The following is a 24,205-nucleotide window of genomic DNA, read 5'->3' on the forward strand; positions in this document are numbered from 1 at the left end:
AAAGTCCGGCTGAAGGGAACGGTCTTGAAAACCGTCAGGCGTGTAAAAGCGTGCGTGGGTTCGAATCCCACATCCTCCTTTTTATATTAACGCGGGATGGAGCAGCTCGGTAGCTCGTCGGGCTCATAACCCGAAGGTCGTAGGTTCAAATCCTGCTCCCGCAATTTGGCTCGGTAGCTCAGTTGGTAGAGCAATGGATTGAAGCTCCATGTGTCGGCGGTTCGATTCCGTCTCGCGCCATATTTTATTTTATTAAGCGGGTGTAGTTTAGTGGTAAAACTACAGCCTTCCAAGCTGTTGTCGCGAGTTCGATTCTCGTCACCCGCTTTGAACGAAAGTTCATACCAAGTTTTTGAACTTGGGCGCGTAGCTCAGGTGGTTAGAGCGCACGCCTGATAAGCGTGAGGTCGGTGGTTCGAGTCCACTCGTGCCCATTAATAGGAGAATTACTCAAGAGGCTGAAGAGGACGGTTTGCTAAATCGTTAGGTCGGGTAACCGGCGCGGGGGTTCGAATCCCCCATTCTCCGTACGTTAAGAGAGCTGTTAGGCTCTTTTTTTGTATGTAAATCCCCCTTCTAAATCATTAAAAGGGGGATTTGTTTATTACCAACCCGTTAGTGATATTTCTCCGCTATTTAGCCAGATAGTATGTTTATCTTCAAATTCGACTTGTAGTTGGCCGGATTCTGAGATTTCTTTTGCAAGACCTTTCTCAAATTTTCCGTCTAGCTGGAAAGTAACTTCTTTTCCAAGAACGATTGATCTTTCTTTATAGATATAAAGTAGCTCATCTGAATCCGTATTGTAGAAACAATTCCATATTTCGCTGATGAGCTCATTACGACTAATTGGTGCAGGTGGCATAAATAGGCTGCCTGCTTTTTCTTTTAGGTCTTCTGGGAAGTCTGCTATAGAAAAATTTATACCAAGTCCGATAATGACGTCTGTAACCAAGCATGTCTCAACTGATGTCATCGCTTCAGTGAGGATACCTGCTATCTTTTTATTTTTAAAGTAGATGTCATTTACCCATTTGATATCTACTTCTATCATAGTTAGGTTTTTAATGGCTTTGTAGACTGCAGCAGCTACAAGGAGAGTATAGGAAGGGAGTTTTTCATAAGGAAGATTGGGTTGAACATGCAGGGACATATAGATCCCCCCCTGAGATGGAGAATAGTAGCGGCGCTGAAAGCGGCCACGACCTGCTGTTTGACAGGTTGAAAGATAGAGTGTATTTCCTTTGTTTCCAGCTTCAATCCCTTCTTTTGCATCTGTTTGGGTTGATTTGGTCTCAGGTTTGTAGCGAATGGTTAAGTTGGTGTTCTCCTGAATCAAATCAGGCAATATCAGATCGCCTTGAATAAGCTTATAGCCTCTATTTTTGATACTGTCAATTTCTAGGCCTTCTTGTTGAAGACGTTGGATCGCTTTCCATATGGATGTACGGCTTAAATTCAGTTCTTCTCCGATTTTTTCTCCGCTAACATAATCGTTTTCTCTAGCTAATATTTGGTAGACTAGTTGGTGTGATTTCATTGATTTTCCTTTCTAGCTAAGAGGGAGTGAGAGTATTCTTTTCGAGTTTGACTAGGTGTTTTATGAAAAAACTGTTTGTAGGCTTTTGAGAAATGTAGTGGGTCTGAAAAACCTACAGAATATGCAATGACTTTGATCGTTTCATTTGTGTGTTCTAGTAACTGTTGAGCACGGTTCATTCGAACGAAAAGTAAATACTCTTTTGGAGAGAGTTGGTGAAATTCTTTAAACACACTAGTTAAGTAACTTCTATGAACCGATAGCTCTTTTGCTAAATCTTGAATGGTGAGCGATCGTGGATAGTGACTATCAATTAATTGTTTGCAGTCAAGATAGAGCTGGTGAGTTGATGAAATATTCTCTTTTTTCTGATTGGGAGCAATCGTTCCGAGATGAAACATTAGTTCATGGAGTTGTCCCATGATGTGGAGTTGAGCCAATTCATTAGATTTTGTAATCTGAGCAAAGCGGACAATATCTGAGATGAGTTTTGCAGTTGTCTGTGTATGACAGTTATTTGACTGGATGAGGTAGGATTGGTCAGAAATTTGAGATAGAGCAAAGTAGTCAGGTGCCCTCCCTCCAGTGATCCCCAACCAGTAGTAAGCCCAAGGATCCTGGCTATCTGCTTGATAGAATGTTAATTCATCTGGTTTTAGTAAAAAGAAATCTCCTGCCTTTAAATCAACAATTTTCCCCTTATAATGGAATTGACCTTTTCCTTTAGTAATATAATGTAGTACATAGGTATCTCGAATAGCTGGGCCAAAAGAGTAGTTAGGCCTGCATTCTTCATAACCGTAGAAGCTAAGAGAAAGATCAATTGTTCCAGTCTGGTATTCTGAAAAAACGAGCATGGGCCACCTCCTACCTAACATTTTACCATACTTTGTATACATTTCTCTATTTTAGAAAGCGCTTTTATGTGATAAAATTTTATCAAGAAATGGATGAGGTACAATTTATGGGAGTTCGAATAGAGAATAATCTATTTTACGTTGAGAGTAAAGGTTTAAGCTTGATTATTGAAAATAGGGATGGGTTCTTATTATTAAAACATTTAGGAAAGACTATTAAGAACTATAGAGGGGCTAATAGTGTTTACGAACGCGATCATGCTTTTTCTGGTAATCCCATAGCTACTAATCGAACCTTTAGTTTGGATACGCAACGTCAGATTTTTGGACAACATGGTTTGGGTGACTTTAGAAAACCAACTTTACAGATTCAACATGATGCAACTGAAGTAACAGACTTTCGATTTGTAGAAGCAAAGATTTTAAAAGGTCAGAATGGGCCAAAGGGTTTACCTTCTCCACATAGCATGGATGCTACAGAAACTCTTGCCTTGATTTTAGAAGATCCTAAGGCTCAACTTAGTCTGACTTTGTATTATACTGCTTTTAATAATGATGCGACAATTGCTAGCTACAGTAAATTAGAGAATAATAGTAATCAGGAAGTTGTCATTCATAAGGACTTTTCTTTTATGGCTGATTTTCCTGCTGCAGCTTACGAAATAGTAACTCTGCAGGGAGCTTATGCTCGTGAAAAGACTGTCCGACGTCAACAGGTAGAGCAAGGAATCTTTTCGATTAGTTCGAACCGTGGAGCTTCTGGGCATGCTCAAACACCAGCCCTTCTATTATGTGATCAAGGAGTTACAGAGGACACTGGGAATGTGTTTGCTCTGCAACTACTGTATAGTGGAAATTTCGAAGCTTTTGTCCAAAAGAATCAACTGAATGAAGTTCGGGTGGCTATTGGAATTAATCCAGAAAATTTTTCTTGGAAGTTAGATCCTGAGGAAAATTTTGAAACACCGTTAGCTTTTGTGACTTATTCAGATAAGGGATTAACTGGTATTAGTCATGAAAGTCAGAATTTTGTACTTAAGCACATTATGCCAAGTAAATTTTCTAAAAAAGAGCGTCCAATTCTTATCAATAACTGGGAAGCTACCTACTTTGACTTTCAGAGAGAAAAACTGTTAGAACTAGCTGATGAGGCTAAGAAAGTTGGAATAGAACTTTTTGTATTAGATGATGGGTGGTTTGGTAATCGCTTTGATGATAATCGTGCTTTAGGTGATTGGGTTGTGAATGAGAAAAAACTGGGTGGAAGCCTAGAAAGTCTGATTTCAGCGATCCATGAAAGAGATTTGCAGTTTGGGCTTTGGTTAGAACCTGAGATGATTTCTGTTGATAGCGACTTGTATCGTAAACATCCTGACTGGGCTATTCAGGTTCCAGGTTATGAGCATACTTACTCTCGAAATCAATTAGTACTTAATCTTGCCAATCCTCAGGTAGTAGAATATTTGAAAAATGTTTTAGATGAACTCCTCTCTCATCATAAAATTGACTACATCAAATGGGATATGAACCGCAATATCACTAATCTGGGGAATGGTTCAGTTTATCTGGAAACCCAGATGCAGTCTCATCAGTACATGCTGGGGCTTTACGAACTCGTTTCTTATCTGACAGAGAAACATAGTCATATTCTCTTTGAGTCCTGCTCTGGTGGCGGTGGCAGAAATGATCTTGGTATGATGCGTTATTTCCCACAAGTCTGGGCTAGTGATAATACTGATGCAATTGCACGTTTACCAATTCAATACGGTTCATCCTATCTCTATCCAACCATTTCTATGGGGGCTCATGTGTCAGCAGTACCAAATCATCAGATGGGACGAATGACACAATTGGAAACTCGCGGTCATGTGGCAATGATGGGAAATCTGGGCTATGAGCTTGATTTGACAAGTTTATCAGATGAAGAGAAGGCTGAGATTGCTAATCAGGTGAACTTGTATAAAGAATTGCGACCAGTAGTCCAGTTGGGAAACCAGTATAGGTTAATCAATCCCGATGCTGAATCCAATGAAGCAGCAGTTCAATTTAACTATGAAGATCAAACGATTGTAACCTATGTCCGAGTCTTATCAGTTGTGGAAACAATGGAAACCACCTTGAAACTGAAAGACTTAGAAGTGGAAGGGCTTTATGAGCTGGAAGGGACAAACATTGTTTACTCGGGTGCAGAGCTCATGTATGCAGGTTTAACTGTTACCCTATCACCAGGAGATTTTTTGAGTAGACAGTATAAATTCAAAAGACTATAATAAAAGCGTATAAATTTATCAAGGAGGCATTCCAATGAAATGGTATAAGAAAGCAGGTTTTCTTTTAGTAGCTGGGGCAAGTTTACTAGGCCTAGTGGCTTGTGGTCAGAACAATCAATCAACTGATGGCAAGGTAACGATTGAGTTTTTTAACCAGAAGACCGAGATGGCAGATACCTTGCAAAAGATAGTGGATGATTTTGAGAAGGAACACCCTAATATTGATGTGAAGCTGACTACAGTACCTTCAGCTGGAATTGTGCTAAAGACTCGGATTTTATCAGGAGATGTTCCAGATATTATTAATATCTATCCTCAAAATATGGATTTTCAGGAGTGGGCGAAGGTAGGTTATTTTGCAGATATGACAGGAAAACCCTATCTTGAGAACATCAAGAATGACTATGCCGAAAAGTATGCGATTAATAATAAAGTTTATAGTGTGCCTTTAACGGCCAACCTTTATGGAATCTATTACAATAAAACAAAGTTTAAAGAATTAGGACTTGAGGAACCGAAGACTTTTAAAGAGTTTCAAGAGATTGTTAAAAAGATAAAAGATAGTGGGAATTCTCCGTTTGCAGTTGCAGGAAATGAAGGCTGGACATTAAATGGTTACCACCAACTTTCTCTCATTACTCTTACGGGTAGTGGAGACGCGGCTAATAATTACCTTCGCTTTTCAAAACCAAACGCCATCTCTGCAGATGATGCTATTTTAAAAGCAGATGCAGAACGACTCGATTTATTAGCAGATAATGCTCAAGATGGTTGGCGTGGTGCCTCTTATAATGATGCGGTGGTAGCATTTTCGAGTGGAAAAGCCTTGATGATGCCACAAGGATCATGGGCATTAGCCGCAATTAATCAACAGGATCCAAAATTTGAGGTGGGGATGTTTGCTTTTCCTGGAGAAGAAGTAGGAAAAGAAGTTACTGTTGGTGCAGGGGACATGGCATTATCAACTTCAGCTACTACCAAACATCCGAAAGAAACCGAAGAATTTATCAGCTATATGACTAGTCCAAAAGCTATGCAGTCATATTATGATGTAGATGGATCGCCAGTTGCTGTAAAAGGCATACAAGAAAAAGAAGATTCAGCACTTGCAGAGATTTCTAAACTGGCATTTACGGATAAGCATTATGTTTGGTTGGGCCAACACTGGAATTCTGAAGAAGACTTTTTTAATTTAAGTGCAGGTTACTTGATGGATAAAAATCTGAAAAATATGGCAAACAATCTCAATGCTTTCTTTAATCCAATGAAGGCAGATTTGGACTAGAATAGGAGTTAAGATGATATGGCTATTCGAAAATTTTTAAATAAATACTGGGGTTGGACATTTTTGCTTATCCCGCTTACTTTACAAGCTATCTTCTTTTACTTTCCGATGGTGCAAGGTGCTTTCTATAGTTTGACGAACTGGACTGGATTGACCTATAATTATAAATTTGTTGGTTTAAATAACTACAAATTGCTGATGATTGATGGGAAATTCTTCACAGCCATAGCCTTTACTTTGATTTTAACTCTGGCATTGATTATTGGAGAGATTACGATTGGGATGGTTGTGGCACGAGCCTTAAATTCTAAGATGAAGGGTCAGACCTTCTTTAGAGCTTGGTTCTTTTTCCCGGCTGTTTTGTCTGGTTTGACAGTTTCCTTGATTTTTAAACAATTTTTCAACTATGGTCTTCCAACGATTGGAAGAATTTTAGGGATTGGTTTTTTACAAGAGAGTCTATTAGGAACACCTGTCGGAGCGGTAGTGGCAACTATTTTTGTTCTTCTATGGCAAGGAGTAGCAATGCCAATTATTCTCTTTCTTGCTGGTCTTCAGAGTATTCCATCTGATATTTTAGAGGCTGCATCAATTGATGGTGCAACAAGTAAACAAACTTTTTGGAAGATTGAATTACCCTATTTGCTTCCAATGATTTCTATGGTTTTTATTCTGGCTCTTAAGTCCGGTTTGACAGCTTTTGACCAGATTTTTGCCTTGACAAGTGGTGGTCCAAATAATGCTACAACATCTCTTGGACTTTTAGTCTATAACTATGCTTTCAAGAGCAATCAATATGGATATGCGAATGCAATTGCCTTGATTTTATTCTTAATCATTGGAATTGTTTCTCTTATCCAAATCAAACTATCAAAGAAATTTGAAATCTAATAGAGGAGTCCTACACATGAAAAAAGAAGAAAAATTGAATCAGTTTTGGAAATATGTCCTCTTGATAGTAGGTGGTATCCTTATACTTGTTCCTTTATTGGTAACAGTATTTAGTTCTTTCAAAATAACTAAGGATATCATGAATCATTTCTTTAGTTTGCCCAATCCTTTTACCTTAAGTAATTATGAACGATTAATTTCGGATGGAATTGGAGGCTATTTCTGGAATTCAGCTGTTATTACGGTGTTATCATTGATTGTAGTAGCTTTCTTTATACCAGCTGCAGCTTATTCCATTGCTCGAAATATGTCCAAGAAAAAAGCCTTTGCAATTATGTATTCGCTCTTGATCTTAGGGATATTTGTTCCATTTCAGGTGATTATGATTCCCATCACAGTTATGATGAGTAAACTCGGTCTAGCAAATATGTGGGGGCTAGTAATACTCTACCTAACTTATGCTATTCCACAGACTCTCTTCTTGTATGTTGGTTATATTAAAATCAGTATACCAGATAGTTTAGATGAAGCTGCAGAAATTGATGGGGCTGATCGTTTTACAACTTATCGTCGAATCATTTTTCCAATGCTGAAGCCCATGCATGCGACAACTTTGATTATCAATGCTCTCTGGTTCTGGAATGACTTTATGTTGCCACTCTTGATTCTGAATAAGGATTCCAAGATGTGGACTTTACCTCTCTTCCAATACAACTACCAAGGTCAGTACTTCAATGACTATGGTCCAAGTTTTGCATCTTATATTGTGGGAATTGTAACGATAACCATTGTCTACCTCATCTTCCAAAAACATATCATTTCAGGAATGAGTAACGGAGCAGTGAAGTAAGAAAGTGCTTAGGGAATGTATAATTCCATACATAGACGAACGGTTCAGCTTATTGACAATTCTATGTAGAAAACAAGAAAGTAGTACTTAATTGCTTGCAGTCTATATTAGTACGAGTTCAATGTGGACAAAAATCTAAAAATATCTTTCATTTACGAAGCCAGGTCATATAAGACTTGGCTTTCATCAGAAAAAGGGGAACATCTATGACCATTCAAAATAAAACTATGTTGATTACTTACTCAGATAGTCTTGGAAATAACCTTAAAGACCTGTATGAGAATTTGGAAGAGCATTTTGGTGATGCTATTGGAGGAGTTCACCTTCTACCATTTTTCCCATCAACAGGTGATCGTGGATTTGCGCCAATTGACTATGATGAAGTGGATTCGGCTTTTGGTGATTGGGAGGACGTTAAGCGTTTAGGTGAGAAATATTATCTTATGTTTGACTTTATGATTAATCATATTTCTCGCCAATCTAAGTATTATAGGGACTATCAAGAAAAACATGAAGCCAGTGAATTTAAAGATCTCTTTCTAAACTGGGATAAGTTTTGGCCAGAGAACCGTCCGACACAGGCTGATGTAGATTTAATCTACAAGCGTAAGGATCGTGCACCAAAGCAAGAAATTCTTTTTGCAGATGGTTCAGTAGAACATTTGTGGAATACCTTTGGTGAGGAGCAGATTGATCTTGATGTGACCAAAGAAGTAACGATGGCATTTATCCGTAAGACGATTCAACATTTAGCAAGTAACGGGTGTGATTTGATTCGTCTAGATGCCTTTGCTTATGCAGTGAAGAAATTGGATACCAATGATTTCTTTGTGGAACCAGATATCTGGGATTTATTGGACAAAGTTCGAGATATAGTAGCTGAGTATGGGACAGAGCTCTTACCTGAGATTCATGAACACTATTCGATTCAGTTTAAAATAGCGGACCATGATTACTATGTTTACGATTTTGCCCTTCCAATGGTGACCCTTTATACTCTTTACAGTTCTAGAACAGAGCGTTTGGCTAAGTGGTTAAAGATGAGCCCGATGAAGCAATTTACGACACTAGATACTCATGATGGGATTGGAGTGGTGGATGTCAAGGATATCCTGACCGATGAGGAAATTGACTATGCTTCAAATGAGCTCTATAAGGTAGGAGCGAATGTCAAACGGAAGTACTCCAGTGCAGAGTATAACAATCTAGATATCTACCAAATCAATTCAACCTACTATTCAGCGCTTGGAGATGATGATGTCAAGTACTTCTTCGCTCGTCTGATTCAAGCTTTTGCTCCAGGCATTCCTCAGGTTTACTATGTGGGTCTATTAGCAGGAAAAAATGACTTGAAATTGTTAGAAGAAACCAAAGAAGGTCGAAACATTAATCGTCATTACTATAGCAAGGAGGAAATAGCAGAAGAAGTTCAACGTCCTGTGGTGAAGTCTCTTCTCAATCTATTTTCTTTCCGTAATCAATCAGAGGCCTTTGACCTAGAAGGGACTATTGACATTGAAACACCAACATCTCACAGCATTGTAATCAAACGCCAAAATAAAGACAAGTCCGTAACAGCAGTAGCAGAAATTGATTTGCAAAGTCAGACCTATCAAGTAGTGGAAAATGGCAGAAAAATTCAGTTCTAATGCTATATTAATGAAAGAGTTTTTTTGTGGCGAAAACGTGTTCATTGTTCCCAAATGACGGAAAAAATGGTAAAATATAAAGATAGTTTAGCATTTATCTTCTGGAGAAATCCAGAACAGAAAGGATCCGTTTTGAAATCAATTGGATTACTGGATAAGATAAGAGGGCTTTCGAAAAAAGATTTCTTTTTGTATCTGATGATCATAAGTATCTTTTTACCTTTTTATTTATTCTTAGCGCTCTTTGCTTTATATTTGATAGGTTTACTTGTTACTGGGGAGATGAAGGGAATAATCAAAGGATTGGCAAAACATCCTGTACTTCTCTTTTTTATTGCCTACAGTAGTATCATCTCCATCGTCGCCAAGAACTGGCTTGGATTGGTTGCATCTTTACTGATGTTTCTCTTCCTCATTTTCTTTAGTTTTTATCAGAAACGTCTGACGCATGCTTTCTTTCGACTGATTCTGCAGACAATCTTGTTTGGTAGTGTGCTCTCTGCTGTTTTTGCTACTTTGGAGCATTTCCAAATTGTAAAGAAATTTAACTACGCCTTTCTTTCGCCCAATATGCAAGTATGGCACCAAAACCGTGCAGAGGTGACCTTCTTTAATCCTAACTACTATGGGATCATTTGTTGCTTCTGTATCATGATTGCCTTTTATCTCTTTACAACGACGAAGCTAAGATGGTTGAAAGTCTTTTGTGTGCTAGCAGGTTTTGTGAATCTATTTGGTTTGAATTTTACGCAAAATAGAACAGCCTTTCCTGCCATCATCGCTGGTGCAATCATTTATCTCTTTACAACCATTAAAAACTGGCGTGCCTTCTGGCTCAGTATTGGAGTTTTCGGGATTGGCCTTTGTTTCCTCTTCTCAAGCGATTTGGGTGTCCGTATGGGAACGCTAGATTCTTCAATGGAGGAGCGTGTTTCAATTTGGAATGCGGGTATGACTTTGTTCAAGCAAAATCCGATCTGGGGTGAGGGTCCGCTGACCTATATGAATTCTTTCCCGAGAATCCATGCACCTTACCACGAACACGCGCATAGTCTTTACATCGATACTATTTTAAGTTATGGTTTGATTGGAACCATTCTCCTATCCATTTCTTCGGTAATTCCGGTTCACATGATGATGGATATGAGTCAGGAGTCTGGGAAACGACCAATTATCGGTCTTTATCTCTCCTTCCTTACAGTAGTCGCTGTACATGGAATTTTTGACTTGGCTCTCTTCTGGGTACAGTCAGGATTTATCTTCTTGCTGGTTATGTGCAGTCTGCCACTGGAACATCGAACACTGGTGTCCGAAATGACAGATTAAGTTAATAAATAGTGAAGATCTTCTACTTTAGGTAGGAGATCTTTTTTTGTTGGTGGAAATTATTTCTAAATCGAAATAGTTGACAGATGGAACGATAAGTATTACAATGGAATATAATTCGATATCGAAATAAATTGGAGGGATCATGAAGGATAGTCATTTGGTAGCTCATCATATTCGTTTGTTGAATGGGAGGATTTTTCAAAAGTTACTGAGTCAGGATCCTGAGGCTCTTTATCGGAGTGAACAGGGCAAGATTCTCACGGTTTTATGGAATAGTGAAACTGGCTGTGCAACTGCGACAGATATTGCGCTAGCGACTGGTCTCGCTAACAATACGCTCACAACCATGATAAAGAATCTTGAGGAGCAAAACCTGGTCATCATTAGCCCATGTGGAATAGATAAGAGAAAGAAATATGTCAAGCTAACGGAGCAAGGTTGGTCCCAGAAAGAAGTGGGCCATCGCATCAGTCAAAAGTTGGATGCTATTTTTTATAAAGGATTCTCTGAGGAAGAAATTCGCCAATTTGAAAGTTATCAGGAACGCATTTTGGACAATCTGAAAGAGAAAGCAAATGAGGAATAAAATATGTCAAAACAAGTTGAAAATGCACGAAATCTATATATTCATGCTATTCAAGACGGGCGAGTTGCTGAGACTCAAGCTCAGTCCGTTGGAGATACCTACATTCAACACTCGACAGGCGTGCCAGATGGGAAAGAAGGGTTTGCGGCTTTCTTTGCAAATTTCTTTGAGCGTTATCCCGAGCGTGAGATCAAGATTGTCCGTACTATTGAGGATGGCAATCTGGTCTTTGTTCATGTTCATCAATATCTCAATGGCGGGGGAGCTCAATGGGTGACAACGGATACTTTCCGTGCGGATGAGAATGGGCGTATCGTGGAGCATTGGGATGTCATTGACTACTATCGCGCTCCAGAAAATGGACAGTTAGACCAGATCTTTGGAGATTTTGAAATCACAGATTTGGATAAGACAGCAGAAAATAAAAAATTGGTTCGCCGTTTCTTGACAGAAATCTTTCAAAACGGCGAACTAGAGCAGTGGAATGATTATGTGGCAGAAGATTTGATTCAGCATAATCATGAGATTAGACAAGGAAGTGCTTCTTATAAAAACTATGTGGCTGAACATGGTGTCACTTTTGACTTTGTTTTCCAACTTTTGGGACAAGGAAATTATGTGGTCAGCTATGGACAGACTCAGATAGATGGGGTGCCTTATGCTGAGTATGACATCTTCCGTTTGGAGAATGGCTTGATTGTGGAGCATTGGGATAATAAGGAAGTCATGCCTAAGGTAGACGACTTGACGAATCGAGGAAAGTTTTAAATAGAGGACAAAGAATGATTGAATACAAAAATGTAGCGCTACGCTATACAGAAAAAGATGTTTTGAGAGATGTCAATTTACGGATTGAGAATGGAGAGTTCATGGTTTTAGTGGGTCCTTCTGGATCTGGTAAGACGACCATGATCAAGATCATTAATCGTCTTTTGGAACCGACTGATGGAAATATTTACATGGATGGCAAGCGCATCAAAGACTATGATGAGCGGGAGCTTCGTCTTTCTACTGGTTATGTTTTACAGGCTATCGCTCTGTTTCCTAATCTAACGGTTGCGGAAAATATTGCTCTCATTCCTGAGATGAAGGGCTGGACTAAGGAAGACATTGCGAAGAAAACAGAAGAGCTTTTGGCTAAGGTTGGTTTACCAGTAGCTGAGTATGGGAATCGTCTTCCTAGTGAACTATCTGGTGGAGAACAGCAGCGGGTGGGCATTGTCCGTGCCATGATTGGTCAGCCTAAGATTCTCCTCATGGATGAGCCCTTTTCAGCCTTGGATGCTATTTCGAGAAAACAGTTGCAGGTTTTGACGAAAGAATTGCATAAAGAATTTGGGATGACAACGATTTTTGTGACCCATGATACGGATGAAGCTTTGAAATTAGGTGACCGTATTGCTGTTTTGCAGGATGGAGAGATTCGTCAGGTGGCGAATCCTGAGACGATTTTAAAGGCCCCTGCAACGGACTTTGTAGCAGACTTGTTTGGAGGTAGTGTTCATGACTAATTTGATATCAACTTTTCAGGATCGTTTTGGTGACTGGGTAACAGCTCTATCTCAACATTTGCAGTTGTCGCTTTTGACTTTGTTACTAGCTATTTTTATAGCGATTCCTTTGGCTGTTTATCTTCGCTATCATGAGAAGTTGGCGGACTGGGTCTTGCAGATTGCAGGAATTTTCCAGACTATCCCGTCTCTGGCCTTGTTGGGACTCTTTATCCCCTTGATGGGAATTGGAACCTTGCCTGCTTTGACGGCTCTAGTGATTTATGCGATTTTTCCAATTTTGCAAAATACCATCACTGGGCTGAAGGGAATTGATCCAAGTCTGCAAGAAGCTGGGATTGCCTTTGGGATGACTAGATGGGAGCGTCTCAAGAAGTTTGAAATTCCACTTGCCATGCCGGTCATTATGTCTGGTATTCGGACGGCAGCGGTTTTGATTATCGGTACGGCAACCTTGGCTGCCTTGATTGGGGCAGGGGGACTGGGTTCCTTTATCCTTTTGGGAATTGACCGCAATAATACCAGTCTGATTTTGATTGGGGCCCTTTCTTCAGCAGTGCTTGCCATTGCCTTTAACTTCCTACTAAAAGTGATGGAAAAAGCAAAATTGCGGACGATTTTCTCTGGTTTTGCCTTGGTGACCATATTGCTCGGTCTGTCTTATAGTCCAGCCCTCTTAGCTCAAAAAGAGAAAGAAAACTTGGTGATTGCTGGGAAATTGGGACCTGAACCAGAAATTTTGGCAAATATGTATAAGTTGCTGATTGAAGAAAATACCAGTATGACTGCGACTGTTAAGCCGAATTTTGGGAAAACAAGCTTCCTCTATGAAGCTCTGAAAAAAGGGGACATTGATATCTATCCTGAATTTACTGGTACGGTGACTGAAAGTTTGCTTCAGCCATCACCCAAGGTAGGTCATGAGCCAGATCAGGTTTATCAGGTGGCGCGTGATGGCATTGCCAAACAGGATCATCTAGCCTATCTAAAACCTATGTCTTATCAAAATACCTACGCTGTAGCTGTTCCGAAAAAGATTGCTGAAGAATATGGCTTGAAGACCATTTCGGACTTGAAAAAAGTGGAAGGGCAGCTGAAGGCAGGTTTTACACTCGAATTTAATGATCGAGAAGATGGCAATAAGGGCTTGCAATCAATGTATGGTCTCAATCTCAACGTAGCGACCATGGAGCCAGCCCTTCGCTACCAGGCAATTCAGTCAGGCGATATTCAAATCACGGATGCCTATTCGACGGATGCAGAATTGGCGCGTTATGATTTACAGGTCTTGGAAGATGACAAGCAACTCTTCCCACCTTATCAAGGAGCGCCACTCATGAAAGAAGCTCTTCTTAAGAAACATCCTGAGTTGGAGACAGTTCTCAATAAATTGGCTGGTAAAATTACTGAAAGTCAGATGAGCCAGCTCAACTACCAAGTCGGTATTGAAGGCAAGTCAGCAGAACAAGTAGCCAAGGAGTTTTTACAAGAACAAGGTTTGTTGAAGAAATAGTTTGAAAATGTCAAACTCAACTTGCTTAAACGACTATAGAAAAGAATGCTCAGACAATGTCGTCTGGGCTTTTTTGATATTAGAGTTACTGAATGTCTTTCAAAATGGAAAATAATACTCAATGAAAATCAAAGAGCAAACTAGAAAGCTAGCCGCAGGCTGCTCAAAGTACAGCTTTGAGGTTGTAGATAGAACTGACGAAGTCAGTAACATATATACGGTAAGGCGACGCTGACGTAGTTTGAATTTGATTTTCGAAGAGTATAAGAGGAAATTTTCAGGATTTTCTAGATTTTCACTGTAAATACACTTGACTATTCACAAAATAGGTGTATAATGTGTTGTGAACTACTTAACAAATAAAGATTTCCAGCTCATGTCGACTAAGGATGGAAATCTTGTGTATAGACAGTTCAGTAGATATATAATAGAGCGTTGCGTCCGAAAGTCTATCCAGACACGGCTCTTTAAAAACAAAAGGAGAAGATTATGAAAACAGAACCGATTCATCGTACCAGTATGTGGAAATTTAAGTTAAGTGCTGCCACCATGACTTTGATTCCCGCTGCCGTGGGGATTAACTATGTTGCCAAAGCCTTGGCGGAGGGGTTAAAGTTGCCCGTTTGGCTGGGGTCTTTGGGAACCTTTCTTACCAGCATGTTGGCTGGGCCGGTTGCCGGTGCCATTAGTGGTTTCATCAACAACGTGATCTATGGGCTGACCTTATCGCCAATTTCAACCGTGTATGCGATTACCAGCATCGGAATTGGGATTGCTGTCGGAGTTTTGCACGCCAATGGGTGGTTCTCGTCAGCGCGACGAGTATTTGTTTCTGCTATTATTATTGCCATCGTTTCAGCTGTCATTTCAACGCCACTCAACGTCATCTTTTGGGGTGGTCAGACCGGTATTGCTTGGGGTGACTCATTGTTTGCGGTAATGGTCGCCAATCATGCACCAGTGTGGCTGGCCTCATTTACCGATGAGTTTGTCTTGGATATTTTGGATAAAGTCTGCGTGGCCTACCTGGCATTCTTCATCTATCGTCAGCTTCCGAAGCGGATGGTGCACTTCTTTAGAGATGATAAATGATGACTGATAAAACATTGATTTCTGGAGCGCCACGGGTCAAGCTCAAGTGGTACCAGGTGATCGATCCGATTACTAAGATCTTGTTCATCTTGGACATGACGTTGTTGAGCTTTGCCAGTATGAATTTATTGCTTCAGGCCGGATTAATTCTTGTCGCAACACTGCTATTGTTATTTTCCAAATTGAGTTCTACCACCTTTAAGGCGCTGGGATTCAGCCTGTTTCTGATTTGCACCATGCTGATCATCCAAGGGTTATTTTACAGTCGGAATCAAACTGTGCTGTTTTCTGTGCTTGGGGTGTCGTTCTACAAAGAAGGCCTGATTTACGCCACCACTCTGGGTTGTCGAGTATTGGTGATTATTTTGACCAGTGGCTTTTTTATGGTGACCACGAGTATTTCAGAAAACGCGGCCTATTTGGAACTGTCCGGATTGTCTTATAAAACCGTCTACGTTCTGATGTCGGTGTGTTATATTTTGCCGGAAATGATGCGCAATATGCGGAAAATCCAGCAGGCACAAAAAGTTCGCGGAACCAATCCGCAAAAAACGTTGATTCAGAAATTAAAGTCAGTCCTGCCGGTTCTAATTCCATTGGTGATTAAGACCTTGGATCAATCGATGACGCGGTCGATTTCTCTCCAACTGAGAGGTTTTGATAATCTCAACCGGACTGTCAGAACCTCCCAGCGCGTGTATCGCCTGTCGCGGACGCTGCACATTGGTCTGACGGGATTGGCAATTTTATTGATTGGGTGGAAGATATGGACGAAGATAAACGGATTGTAATTGAAAATTTGACCACCCGTTATCCGGGTACTGAGCAACCACAACTGCGTCAGATTAACGCGGAGGTTCATACCGGCCAGGTGGTTGGGATTATCGGGAATAGCCACTCCGGCAAATCGACTTTGTGCCGTGTGCTGGCAGGGGTCATTCCCAAAATTGTGTCTGCTGAGATTGAGGGCGATTGGCACATGTTTGGCCAGCGAGTGTCTGACAATTGGCCCGTTTATAATGCCATGAATGGAGTTGTACTGCAAAATCCAGCTGGCCAACTAAGCGGGTTGGCAGACACGGTTGCCGATGAAATCGCCTTTGACTTGATTAATCAGGGAATGGCTGAAGGACTGATTCAAAAACGGGTCGAAGAAGTTGCCACGCAAATGGGGCTGATTGAACAGCTGAATTTGCGTCCCGAGAGCCTTTCCGGTGGTCAGATCCAGCGGTTGGCAATTGCCACGGCGATTGTGGCTAATCCGGCTGTTTTGATTATGGATGATCCGACCAGTGAGATGGATCCCCTTGGCCGCCGGCAATTTTTCCAATGGCTGGCCCAAGTCAAAGAGACGACTGTCTTCATTGTCACCAGTGAAATTGACGATTTGTGCGAAGTCGCCGACGTTGTGTGGGTGCTGCACGAGGGTCAAATGGTAGCCCAGGGCAGGCCGGGTGAGGTGTTTAATCATTTGGCAGCTGACTGGCAGATTCCAGCCCCGACAATCCAGCAACTTGCTCAAAAAATGGATTGGCACTTGGCTGATGGCCGGTATCCGGTGAATTACGCTGATCTGAAGGAGGTTCGTTATGTCCACAATTGAACTGAGTCACCTGACGTTCACTTATCCGGAACGGTCCTTTAGCTTGGATGTTGAAGACAAACACTTCGCCGATCCGATGGTGGCGATTGTCGGCCAAAATGGTGCCGGCAAATCAACGCTCTTCAAATTGTTGACGGGTTTGCTGACACCACAAACCGGTGTGATTAAGATCGATGGAGAAAATTTTAATGATCTTAAACCAGTCGAAAAGTTACTGAAGGTTGGGATTACTTTTCAGAATCCTGACGATCAGCTTTTCAACCCGACCGTTCAACGAGAGGTGGAGTGGAGTGTCGCGCAGGTCATGGATGACCACGACACGATTACGAGGCGGGCTTTAGCGGCTCTAAAAAGAGTTGGCTTGGATGATAAAACAGCTGAAAGTCCATATGACCTGTCATTGTCGGAACGCAAGCTGTTGAGCGTTGCCACAGTTTTGGCAGTGGATCCGGCGATTTATTTATTTGATGAGCCGATGATGTCGCTTGATTGGGAAAGCCGGCGCAAGTTGACCGCAATTTTCCATCAGTTGGCTGATTCGGGCCACCAAGTTGTGACCATCACCCATGACATGGATTGGGTCGCCGCCGAGTTTGAGTCGGTGTATGTTATGGAACACGGGAAGTTTGGCTTCGCCGGCAGTCCACGGGAATTGTTCAGCAATCACGAACTTGTCCAGCGAGTAGGATTACTACCACCGCGGATTATGGACATAGCGGAGTCGCTGGGTGATTCACAGACATATTTATCGGTTAATGATTATTGCCAGAAAAATCGAGATGTATAGAAAAAGTCACCTCTGTGGGTTTTCCAGGTTGAAGGATTAACTTCAGCTTCTGGCAAGAACTCACATGGGTGACTTTTGTGTTTAATAACGTTTCATGATCATCGGGTGCTTCCTCAGATCACTCGGTTTGATTTTACTTTGTTTCATGGTCATAATCATATACCATTTCTTTTGGATTTTTTGTTTGACTAATACAAAATAGGTCTTCATAGGTCTTCGCATTTTTAGCGCCCATTAGGATCATCAGTATAATTTTCTGAATTAGGAGACTGTCCCATCACTATTCGAACTTCGTCTCCCAACTTACGCTGTTCCCATTCATCCGTGAATCCTTTAAATCGCAATTCTGGAACTTTCTTTTTAACTGAATCATCTATTTTCGCCATAGTCCCCACCATTTTATTGGTTTTTCTTGTTCTTCTATCCTTTTTTGATCTTTGATTTGTTCCTGTAAATTTTCCAACTTCTCTTTAAGAGCGTTCACTTCATCTTTATATTGATTGTCTAAGTGTTTGAATTCTGTTTCCTGTGAGGACATTTTGAGAGCTTTTATGTTATCATTTTCCGCCTTGTATTCTTCTAGCAACTTTTTATCTTGCAAGGCTAATCGTTGTTACTGGTCTAACAAATTAGTTAGTTTTTCTATTTGTTGGTCTTTGCTACTTGATTTGCTACTACTTTCTACTTTACCTAAAATTATTTTTTCTGCTTTAGAATTTATTAGATTAGACCCATTGGAACTTTTAAGCTGTAATTCTTTTGGTAACCTTTGGTAGTGATATTGAATATTTTGTTTTGTAACACTCAACTCATCCGCCAGCTCTTTGATCGTTTTTAAGTCTTCACTCATGGTTTAAGTCCTGCCTTTTAACCGTTGGTAGATATTGTTCAATGGTTTTTTTGAGGTAGCGTGCGATATTATGCTTAGAATATTCTTCACGTCTGCTGGCAACATAAGACAAGTGGTCTTTAACACTATTTAGCCCTCTTAATTCTTTCAGTTCGTCATAGAGGGGGTAAACATGGACTTGCAATTCTGCCATGATTTTTGTATCTTGCATTTCAAACGGACTTAGCAACATATTTTCTAGCAATAGCGTGGTGTACTTGCTTTTCATTGCTTCAATAGCTAGCTTATCTTCGGTTTCTGCTTTGCGTGCTTTATCTTCTTGATAGGCGGTATCTTCTAACTTATAGCTGTTATCGTCTGCTCGACGTTTCTTTCGTAACCAGATATCCAATGTTAAACCGTCCGCATCAATCGCTCGATAGAGATAATGCCAACGCCCCTTAATTTTGATATAGGTTTCATCCATTTTCCACGAATAGAAGGACTGTTTATTTTTCTTTTTCCAGAGATGATAGAGGATTTTACTGTATTCTTGAACCCACCGATAAATCGTAGTGTGACAAACATTTATTCCACGGTCATAAAGCAATTCCTGAACTTCACGATAGCTCAGATTGTAACGTAGGTAATAACCAACAGCGACAATGATGACGTCTTGTTGGAATTGTTTGCCTTTAAAATGATTCATCTCTCAAGCCTTACTAACCTTTTTTCTGCTCTTTGAGAAGCTGAAGGTCGTGCTAGTAACTACCTATTTGGTTTGATTAATTCCATCATTTATCTGGTGCTTGCCCTTCAAAAAGGCTTCTATGGTGAGGTTTTAACAACTCTCTATTTTACAATTATGCAGCCAATTGGTCTCTTGGTTTGGATTTATCAAGCCCAGTTTAAGAAAGAACAACAAGAGTTTGTCGCACGTAAACTAGACGGCAAGGGTTGGACAAAGTATCTTTCTATTAGTGTTATTTGGTGGTTGGCCTTTGGGTTCATTTATCAGTCTATCGGAGCCAATCGTCCTTATCGCGATTCCATCACCGATGCGACCAATGGGGTTGGGCAAATCCTCATGACAGCTGTTTACCGTGAACAATGGATATTCTGGGCAGCTACCAATGTCTTTTCAATCTATCTCTAGTGGGGAGAAAGCCTGCAAATCCAAGGGAAATACCTAATTTATCTCATCAATAGTCTAGTTGGGTGGTATCAGTGGAGCAAGGCAGCAAAAAGCTCTTAAAAAAGTAAAAAAGGATCAGATGATCCTTTTTGTGTTAGAGCAAAATGAATAATACCGTAATGATAATAGCGGTCGTTATACGAACGATGTGGTGCGAGATATGTTGTTTTTCTTTCTGTTGGCCGTTCCAGTAGGCTCCATAGCAGACGATACTCGAGCCCACAATCCATAGAAGAATGGTCGCAACTGGGACGAAGTAAAAGATGGCTAGAGCCAGAGAAGTGAGGCAACTGCCAACCAAGATGCACGTGTTTCCTAGACTGTAGTTCTTTTGTTTCATAGCTGAAAAAGCAGCAGCAAGGTGAAGTAATGAGAATGCGAGAGCTAGTACGATTGTTAGTATTCCTAGAATCATCGAAGTTAACATAGTTGGTTCCTTTCTGAGTTACAGGCTTAGTTATCAAGTGGAGTTGTAGAGGTCATCTCCATTACATCAAGGTAAAATTTCACCACTTGGTCTTCAGTATAAGATTTTCCTTTTTTTAGCCACCAAGTTAGGGTCTCGATAAAGTTCGTTACAACAAAATGCTGGAGGTAGGAGGCCGGAATGTTTGGATAGGCCTCTTGCAAGTCATCCGCCACCATGGGATAAACGTGGTGTTCGAGTTCCTTGTGTAGTTGGCGGAGGAAGTAGTCGTTTTTGGAAAAAAGGAGACTGGTGACATGGTCCTGGTTTTTCTGAAAATGTAAAAAGATATGTGCCAGGTAGTCTTCTGTAGTCAAGTGTTCTTCCCTTTCAAAGAGATGATGAAAGAGGTAGCGACAGAGCTCATCTAAAAGGAGTTCCTTGCTTTCATAGTGACAGTAAAAAGTAGAACGTCCAACATCTGCTAGGTCAATGATATCCTGAACAGTAGTGGCATCATAGCCCTTGTCGTTCAAAAGTTGTAAAAAAGCTTGGTAGATGGCTTTTTTCGTCTTGCTGACTCGACGGTCTCTTTTTGGCATATAGACACTTGAGACAAACTGTTCAGAACTGAACAGGGCTGACAGTTTGCTTCTATCCTTTCTTTGGATTTTATTAGATAATACAAATGAAAGAAGTATGTATATACCCATTATACCAAAGGAGGGAGAGAAATGAATTCTAAAACATCTATCTGGTTAGCTTTTTTCTTAAATTTAAGCTATGCGATTGTTGAGTTTATCGCAGGAGGAATCTTTGGTTCAAGTGCAGTTCTTGCTGATTCTGTTCATGACTTGGGAGATGCTATAGCCATTGGCATCTCAGCCCTTTTAGAAACAATTTCAAACCGTGAAGAAGATAGACAGTACACCTTGGGTTACAAACGTTTTAGTCTTTTAGGGGCCATGCTAACGGCTGTGATTCTTATGATAGGGTCTGTCCTAGTGATCTTGGAAAATATCACAAAGATCGCTCACCCGCAACCCGTCAATGAGACTGGCATCCTCTGGCTGGGAATCATTGCAGTAGTTATCAATGTACTAGCAAGTCTGGTAGTTCGTAAAGGAAAGACAAAGAATGAGTCAATTCTTAGCTTGCATTTTTTGGAAGACACTCTTGGTTGGTTGGCAGTCATCCTAATGGCGATTATCCTCCGATTTACAGATTGGTATATCCTTGATCCGCTTTTATCGCTGGTTATTTCTATCTTTATTCTGTCGAAAGCCATTCCTCGCTTTTGGAGCGCACTGAAAATTTTCCTAGATGCTGTGCCAGAAGGGGTCGAGACAAGTGATTTGGAGAAAGATTTAGAGGTTCTACCCAATGTCAACAGTGTCAATCAACTTAGTATTTGGTCCATGGATGGTCTGGAGAACAATGCTATTGTCCACATCTGTATCGAGGACTGGGAGCAGATGATGGGGACCAAAGAAGTGGTGCGTCAATGTTTAGAAGAAAGAGGCGTGCAGAATATCACTATTGAAGTGGATAGCAGTCAAAGTAATCATGCGCAACATAGGCGGAAGGTGAGAGAGTTAGAGCAGAAGCATGGGCATCATCATTAGAAAAGACGACCTCAATAAGAGGTCGTTTTGATATTCTATTCATTCCGTGTACTTTCTCTCAATGTCAGTCTGGTGCCCAGCATGGTTAGGCTAGGTATTTTGCGACCGTGTAGAACTTCCTTGTTAAGAATATCCATCCCTGCTCGGCCCATTTCTTCGGTATAGACAGTGATGCTAGAAAGGGGAGGATAGACCTGCTTAGTCAGGCTGGTGTCGTTAAAAGAAATGAGGCTGACGCGGTCTGGTAGGCTGATTCCAGCTTCTTGAAGGGCACGAAGGGCGCCGATGGCTAAACTATCGCTGGCAGCGAAAAAGGCTGGTGGGAGTTGTTCTCCTAGCTTGTGAATGGCCTCCTTCATCAAGTCATAGCCAGACTGGGCAGTAAAGCTCCCCTGAAAGACCAGTTCTTCATGGTAGATACCATTTGCTTGGGTAATGTCTTTGAAATTCTCTAGCCGCTTATCCTGGATAATTTCTTCCTGGTCGGTTGTTTCCTCAAGGCCTGTGAGAATTCCAATACGGTTCATCCCTTGGCTGAGGAAATGGTCTACAACTTGTTTCACAGCAGTGTAAAAGTCAGTGATAATACAGGTATGACCTAGTGAGAGGGTGACGCTGTCTATAAAGACTAGAGGTTTTTGGTATTCTTCAAAGGCAGCAATCTGAGCTCGGCTGAACTTTCCGATGCAGAGAATGCCGATCACTTCCTCGCTTAATGTAAAAGGATGGTCGTTAAAATAGCGCAAGATATCATAGTCCAACTCTTGGGCTCTTTTTTCAATACCGAGACGAATCTGGTAGTAGTAGAGGTCGTCCAACTCCCCTTGTTCGCTGACCCATTGGATAATGGCAATCTTTTGCTTGGGCTTGTGGGATTCGCCTGTCTTGAGATGCTTGGTGTAGCCCAGCTCTTCAGCGACAGTTAAAATACGGTGTCTGGTTTCTTCTGTAACAGATAGACTCTGGTCGCGATTGAGGACACGAGATACGGTCGCGATAGAGACAGAGGCTAGCTGTGCGATGTCTTTTAAGGTAGCCATAAATCCTCCTCCTTTTAGGTTAGTATATCATATTTTTCTGCTTTTTACTGATAGTTTAGTAAAAGTTTAGTAAAAAGGATTGACCTTGGCAACTCCCTTGGATACAATAGAAGAAAACGATTACACGTTAAGGTGACTTAACGACAGTCAAAGGAGAATTTATATGACACAAGATCTTACTACTGAAGCCCTTCGCAAAGACTTTCTTGCCGTTTTTGGTCAAGAAGCAGACCAAACTTTCTTTTCACCAGGTCGTATCAATTTGATTGGTGAACACACAGACTACAACGGTGGGCACGTTTTTCCAGCTGCTATTTCCTTGGGAACCTATGGAGCGGCTCGCAAGCGTGACGACCAAGTCTTGCGTTTCTACTCAGCCAACTTTGAGGACAATGGTATCATCGAAGTGCCTCTTGCTGACCTCAAATTTGAAAAAGAGCACAGCTGGACCAACTATCCAAAAGGGGTTCTTCATTTCTTGCAAGAAGCTGGACATGTGATTGACAAAGGGTTTGATTTTTATGTTTATGGGAATATCCCAAATGGTGCAGGCTTGTCTTCATCAGCATCTTTGGAACTTTTGACAGGGGTTGTGGCAGAGCATCTCTTTGGTTTAAAACTAGACCGTTTGGATTTGGTTAAAATCGGAAAACAAACAGAAAATAACTTTATCGGAGTCAACTCTGGTATTATGGACCAGTTTGCTATCGGTATGGGAGCTGACCAACGGGCCATTTACCTGGATACCAATACGTTAGAATACGACTTGGTGCCACTTGATTTGAAGGACAATGTCGTTGTTATCATGAATACCAACAAACGTCGTGAACTGGCGGACTCTAAGTACAATGAACGCCGTGCTGAGTGTGAAAAAGCTGTCGAAGAATTGCAAGTTGCCTTGGATATTCAGACCTTGGGTGAATTGGATGAGTGGGCCTTTGACCAATACAGCTATCTGATTAAAGATGAAAATCGCTTAAAACGTGCTCGCCATGCTGTGCTTGAAAACCAACGTACCCTCAAAGCACAAGCAGCTCTTCAAGCAGGTGATTTGGAAACATTTGGTCGCTTGATGAATGCATCTCACGTTTCTCTAGAACATGACTATGAAGTAACTGGCTTGGAATTGGATACTCTTGTTCACACAGCTTGGGCTCAGGAAGGTGTTCTTGGTGCTCGTATGACAGGGGCAGGATTTGGCGGATGTGCCATTGCCTTGGTGCGAAAAGACGCTGTTGAGTCCTTTAAGGAAGCTGTAGGCAAGCACTACGAGGAAGTCGTTGGATATGCTCCTAGCTTCTATATCGCTGAAGTTGCAGGTGGCACTCGCGTCCTTGACTAGTTAAA

The 24,205-nt window shown here is 41.1% G+C and carries 25 protein-coding genes, 5 tRNA genes and 1 pseudogene; 22 read left to right on the forward strand and 9 right to left on the reverse strand.

Features of this window, described 5'->3' with window-relative positions; genetic code table 11:
• Positions 1 to 90 precede the first annotated feature (90 nt).
• The 5 genes from D8844_RS03575 to D8844_RS03595 all read left to right on the forward strand — a co-directional run bounded on the left by D8844_RS03575 (position 91) and on the right by D8844_RS03595 (position 528).
• Positions 91 to 164, forward strand: a tRNA-Met gene (locus D8844_RS03575).
• 3 nt (positions 165 to 167) lie between these two features.
• A tRNA-Phe gene (locus D8844_RS03580) sits at positions 168 to 240 on the forward strand.
• A 16-nt stretch (positions 241 to 256) separates the two neighbouring features.
• Positions 257 to 327: transfer RNA gene (locus D8844_RS03585), tRNA-Gly, on the forward strand.
• A 33-nt stretch (positions 328 to 360) separates the two neighbouring features.
• Positions 361 to 434, forward strand: a tRNA-Ile gene (locus D8844_RS03590).
• A gap of 6 nt (positions 435 to 440) precedes the next feature.
• Positions 441 to 528: transfer RNA gene (locus tag D8844_RS03595), tRNA-Ser, on the forward strand.
• A 76-nt stretch (positions 529 to 604) separates the two neighbouring features.
• On the opposite strand, the gene birA is transcribed toward D8844_RS03595, so the two are convergent.
• Positions 605 to 1,540, reverse strand: coding sequence for a bifunctional biotin--[acetyl-CoA-carboxylase] ligase/biotin operon repressor BirA (gene birA, locus D8844_RS03600; protein WP_125421961.1), 936 nt, complete (start codon positions 1,538 to 1,540; stop codon positions 605 to 607).
• Positions 1,537 to 2,397 carry an AraC family transcriptional regulator gene (locus D8844_RS03605; RefSeq protein WP_125421963.1) on the reverse strand — a complete coding sequence of 287 codons (861 nt, stop codon included), beginning with the start codon at positions 2,395 to 2,397 and terminating at the stop codon, positions 1,537 to 1,539. Before D8844_RS03605 ends, birA begins: the two co-directional genes overlap by 4 nt.
• 107 nt (positions 2,398 to 2,504) lie before the next feature.
• On the opposite strand from D8844_RS03605, the gene D8844_RS03610 reads away from it, so the two are divergent.
• The 14 genes from D8844_RS03610 to D8844_RS03675 all read left to right on the forward strand — a co-directional run bounded on the left by D8844_RS03610 (position 2,505) and on the right by D8844_RS03675 (position 17,763).
• The gene (locus tag D8844_RS03610) at positions 2,505 to 4,667 is read left to right on the forward strand and encodes an alpha-galactosidase (RefSeq protein WP_125421966.1); all 2,163 of its coding nucleotides are present in this window, start codon (positions 2,505 to 2,507) and stop codon (positions 4,665 to 4,667) included.
• A 34-nt stretch (positions 4,668 to 4,701) separates the two neighbouring features.
• The gene (locus tag D8844_RS03615; RefSeq protein ID WP_125421969.1) at positions 4,702 to 5,952 is read left to right on the forward strand and encodes an extracellular solute-binding protein; all 1,251 of its coding nucleotides are present in this window, start codon (positions 4,702 to 4,704) and stop codon (positions 5,950 to 5,952) included.
• Positions 5,953 to 5,970: 18 nt separating this feature from the next.
• Positions 5,971 to 6,843, forward strand: coding sequence for a carbohydrate ABC transporter permease (locus D8844_RS03620; protein ID WP_125421972.1), 873 nt, complete (start codon positions 5,971 to 5,973; stop codon positions 6,841 to 6,843).
• 16 nt (positions 6,844 to 6,859) lie between these two features.
• Positions 6,860 to 7,693: a carbohydrate ABC transporter permease gene (locus D8844_RS03625; protein WP_000711261.1), complete on the forward strand. Its 834-nt coding sequence runs from the start codon at positions 6,860 to 6,862 to the stop codon at positions 7,691 to 7,693.
• 206 nt (positions 7,694 to 7,899) lie between these two features.
• Positions 7,900 to 9,342, forward strand: coding sequence for a sucrose phosphorylase (gene gtfA, locus D8844_RS03630; protein ID WP_125421975.1), 1,443 nt, complete (start codon positions 7,900 to 7,902; stop codon positions 9,340 to 9,342).
• Between the two features lie 132 nt (positions 9,343 to 9,474).
• On the forward strand, positions 9,475 to 10,668 hold the full coding sequence (locus D8844_RS03635) for an O-antigen ligase family protein (RefSeq protein ID WP_025170970.1): 1,194 nt from the start codon (positions 9,475 to 9,477) through the stop codon (positions 10,666 to 10,668).
• A gap of 145 nt (positions 10,669 to 10,813) precedes the next feature.
• On the forward strand, positions 10,814 to 11,257 hold the full coding sequence (locus D8844_RS03640; RefSeq protein WP_125421978.1) for a MarR family winged helix-turn-helix transcriptional regulator: 444 nt from the start codon (positions 10,814 to 10,816) through the stop codon (positions 11,255 to 11,257).
• A gap of 3 nt (positions 11,258 to 11,260) precedes the next feature.
• Positions 11,261 to 12,025: a nuclear transport factor 2 family protein gene (locus D8844_RS03645; RefSeq protein WP_125421981.1), complete on the forward strand. Its 765-nt coding sequence runs from the start codon at positions 11,261 to 11,263 to the stop codon at positions 12,023 to 12,025.
• Positions 12,026 to 12,039: 14 nt separating this feature from the next.
• Positions 12,040 to 12,768 (forward strand): ATP-binding cassette domain-containing protein, encoded by a 729-nt coding sequence (locus D8844_RS03650; RefSeq protein WP_125421984.1) that lies wholly within the window; start codon positions 12,040 to 12,042, stop codon positions 12,766 to 12,768.
• Entirely contained in the window at positions 12,761 to 14,281 is a 1,521-nt protein-coding gene (locus D8844_RS03655) for an ABC transporter permease/substrate-binding protein (RefSeq protein ID WP_125421987.1), read from the forward strand. Before D8844_RS03650 ends, D8844_RS03655 begins: the two co-directional genes overlap by 8 nt.
• A gap of 489 nt (positions 14,282 to 14,770) precedes the next feature.
• The gene (locus D8844_RS03660) at positions 14,771 to 15,373 is read left to right on the forward strand and encodes a hypothetical protein (RefSeq protein ID WP_000846129.1); all 603 of its coding nucleotides are present in this window, start codon (positions 14,771 to 14,773) and stop codon (positions 15,371 to 15,373) included.
• Positions 15,373 to 16,164 (forward strand): energy-coupling factor transporter transmembrane component T, encoded by a 792-nt coding sequence (locus D8844_RS03665; RefSeq protein WP_002881875.1) that lies wholly within the window; start codon positions 15,373 to 15,375, stop codon positions 16,162 to 16,164. The genes D8844_RS03660 and D8844_RS03665 overlap by 1 nt, the downstream gene beginning before the upstream one ends.
• Positions 16,140 to 16,976: an ABC transporter ATP-binding protein gene (locus tag D8844_RS03670; RefSeq protein WP_000343048.1), complete on the forward strand. Its 837-nt coding sequence runs from the start codon at positions 16,140 to 16,142 to the stop codon at positions 16,974 to 16,976. Before D8844_RS03665 ends, D8844_RS03670 begins: the two co-directional genes overlap by 25 nt.
• Positions 16,963 to 17,763 carry an energy-coupling factor ABC transporter ATP-binding protein gene (locus D8844_RS03675; RefSeq protein WP_000103853.1) on the forward strand — a complete coding sequence of 267 codons (801 nt, stop codon included), beginning with the start codon at positions 16,963 to 16,965 and terminating at the stop codon, positions 17,761 to 17,763. Before D8844_RS03670 ends, D8844_RS03675 begins: the two co-directional genes overlap by 14 nt.
• Positions 17,764 to 17,987: 224 nt before the next feature.
• Here the strand turns inward: D8844_RS03675 and D8844_RS10370 are convergent, their stop codons facing one another.
• Genes D8844_RS10370 through D8844_RS10505 form a run of 4 tightly spaced genes read right to left on the reverse strand, consistent with a single transcriptional unit; the run spans position 17,988 to position 19,301 of the window.
• Positions 17,988 to 18,149 carry a hypothetical protein gene (locus tag D8844_RS10370; RefSeq protein ID WP_001062367.1) on the reverse strand — a complete coding sequence of 54 codons (162 nt, stop codon included), beginning with the start codon at positions 18,147 to 18,149 and terminating at the stop codon, positions 17,988 to 17,990.
• Positions 18,137 to 18,364, reverse strand: coding sequence for a hypothetical protein (locus D8844_RS03680; RefSeq protein ID WP_009013703.1), 228 nt, complete (start codon positions 18,362 to 18,364; stop codon positions 18,137 to 18,139). Before D8844_RS03680 ends, D8844_RS10370 begins: the two co-directional genes overlap by 13 nt.
• A 12-nt stretch (positions 18,365 to 18,376) precedes the next feature.
• A complete protein-coding gene (locus D8844_RS03685) occupies positions 18,377 to 18,613 on the reverse strand; it encodes a hypothetical protein (RefSeq protein WP_001287843.1) in 237 nt (78 codons plus the stop codon).
• Entirely contained in the window at positions 18,606 to 19,301 is a 696-nt protein-coding gene (locus D8844_RS10505; RefSeq protein WP_125421990.1) for an IS6 family transposase, read from the reverse strand. Before D8844_RS10505 ends, D8844_RS03685 begins: the two co-directional genes overlap by 8 nt.
• A gap of 39 nt (positions 19,302 to 19,340) precedes the next feature.
• Between D8844_RS10505 and pnuC the strand changes: the two are divergent.
• Positions 19,341 to 19,847, forward strand: a pseudogene (gene pnuC, locus D8844_RS03695) (nicotinamide riboside transporter PnuC); the annotation flags it as partial.
• A 34-nt stretch (positions 19,848 to 19,881) separates the two neighbouring features.
• Here the strand turns inward: pnuC and D8844_RS03700 are convergent.
• Both D8844_RS03700 and D8844_RS03705 read right to left on the reverse strand, forming a co-directional pair.
• On the reverse strand, positions 19,882 to 20,214 hold the full coding sequence (locus D8844_RS03700; protein ID WP_000958147.1) for a hypothetical protein: 333 nt from the start codon (positions 20,212 to 20,214) through the stop codon (positions 19,882 to 19,884).
• Positions 20,215 to 20,240: 26 nt separating this feature from the next.
• Positions 20,241 to 20,795 carry a TetR/AcrR family transcriptional regulator gene (locus tag D8844_RS03705; RefSeq protein WP_125421993.1) on the reverse strand — a complete coding sequence of 185 codons (555 nt, stop codon included), beginning with the start codon at positions 20,793 to 20,795 and terminating at the stop codon, positions 20,241 to 20,243.
• A 132-nt stretch (positions 20,796 to 20,927) separates the two neighbouring features.
• Between D8844_RS03705 and D8844_RS03710 the strand changes: the two genes are divergently transcribed.
• The gene (locus D8844_RS03710) at positions 20,928 to 21,818 is read left to right on the forward strand and encodes a cation diffusion facilitator family transporter (protein WP_125421995.1); all 891 of its coding nucleotides are present in this window, start codon (positions 20,928 to 20,930) and stop codon (positions 21,816 to 21,818) included.
• 35 nt (positions 21,819 to 21,853) lie between these two features.
• Here D8844_RS03710 and galR read toward each other — a convergent pair whose 3' ends face one another.
• Positions 21,854 to 22,858, reverse strand: a complete 1,005-nt coding sequence (galR, locus tag D8844_RS03715) for a DNA-binding transcriptional regulator GalR (protein ID WP_125421997.1) — start codon at positions 22,856 to 22,858, stop codon at positions 21,854 to 21,856.
• A gap of 163 nt (positions 22,859 to 23,021) precedes the next feature.
• On the opposite strand from galR, the gene D8844_RS03720 reads away from it, so the two are divergent.
• Positions 23,022 to 24,200, forward strand: a complete 1,179-nt coding sequence (locus D8844_RS03720; protein WP_000189888.1) for a galactokinase — start codon at positions 23,022 to 23,024, stop codon at positions 24,198 to 24,200.
• The last annotated feature ends 5 nt before the right edge of the window (positions 24,201 to 24,205 follow it).

It is taken from the genome of Streptococcus oralis, assembly GCF_003942875.1.
Classification (GTDB): Bacteria; Bacillota; Bacilli; order Lactobacillales; family Streptococcaceae; genus Streptococcus; species Streptococcus oralis_BX.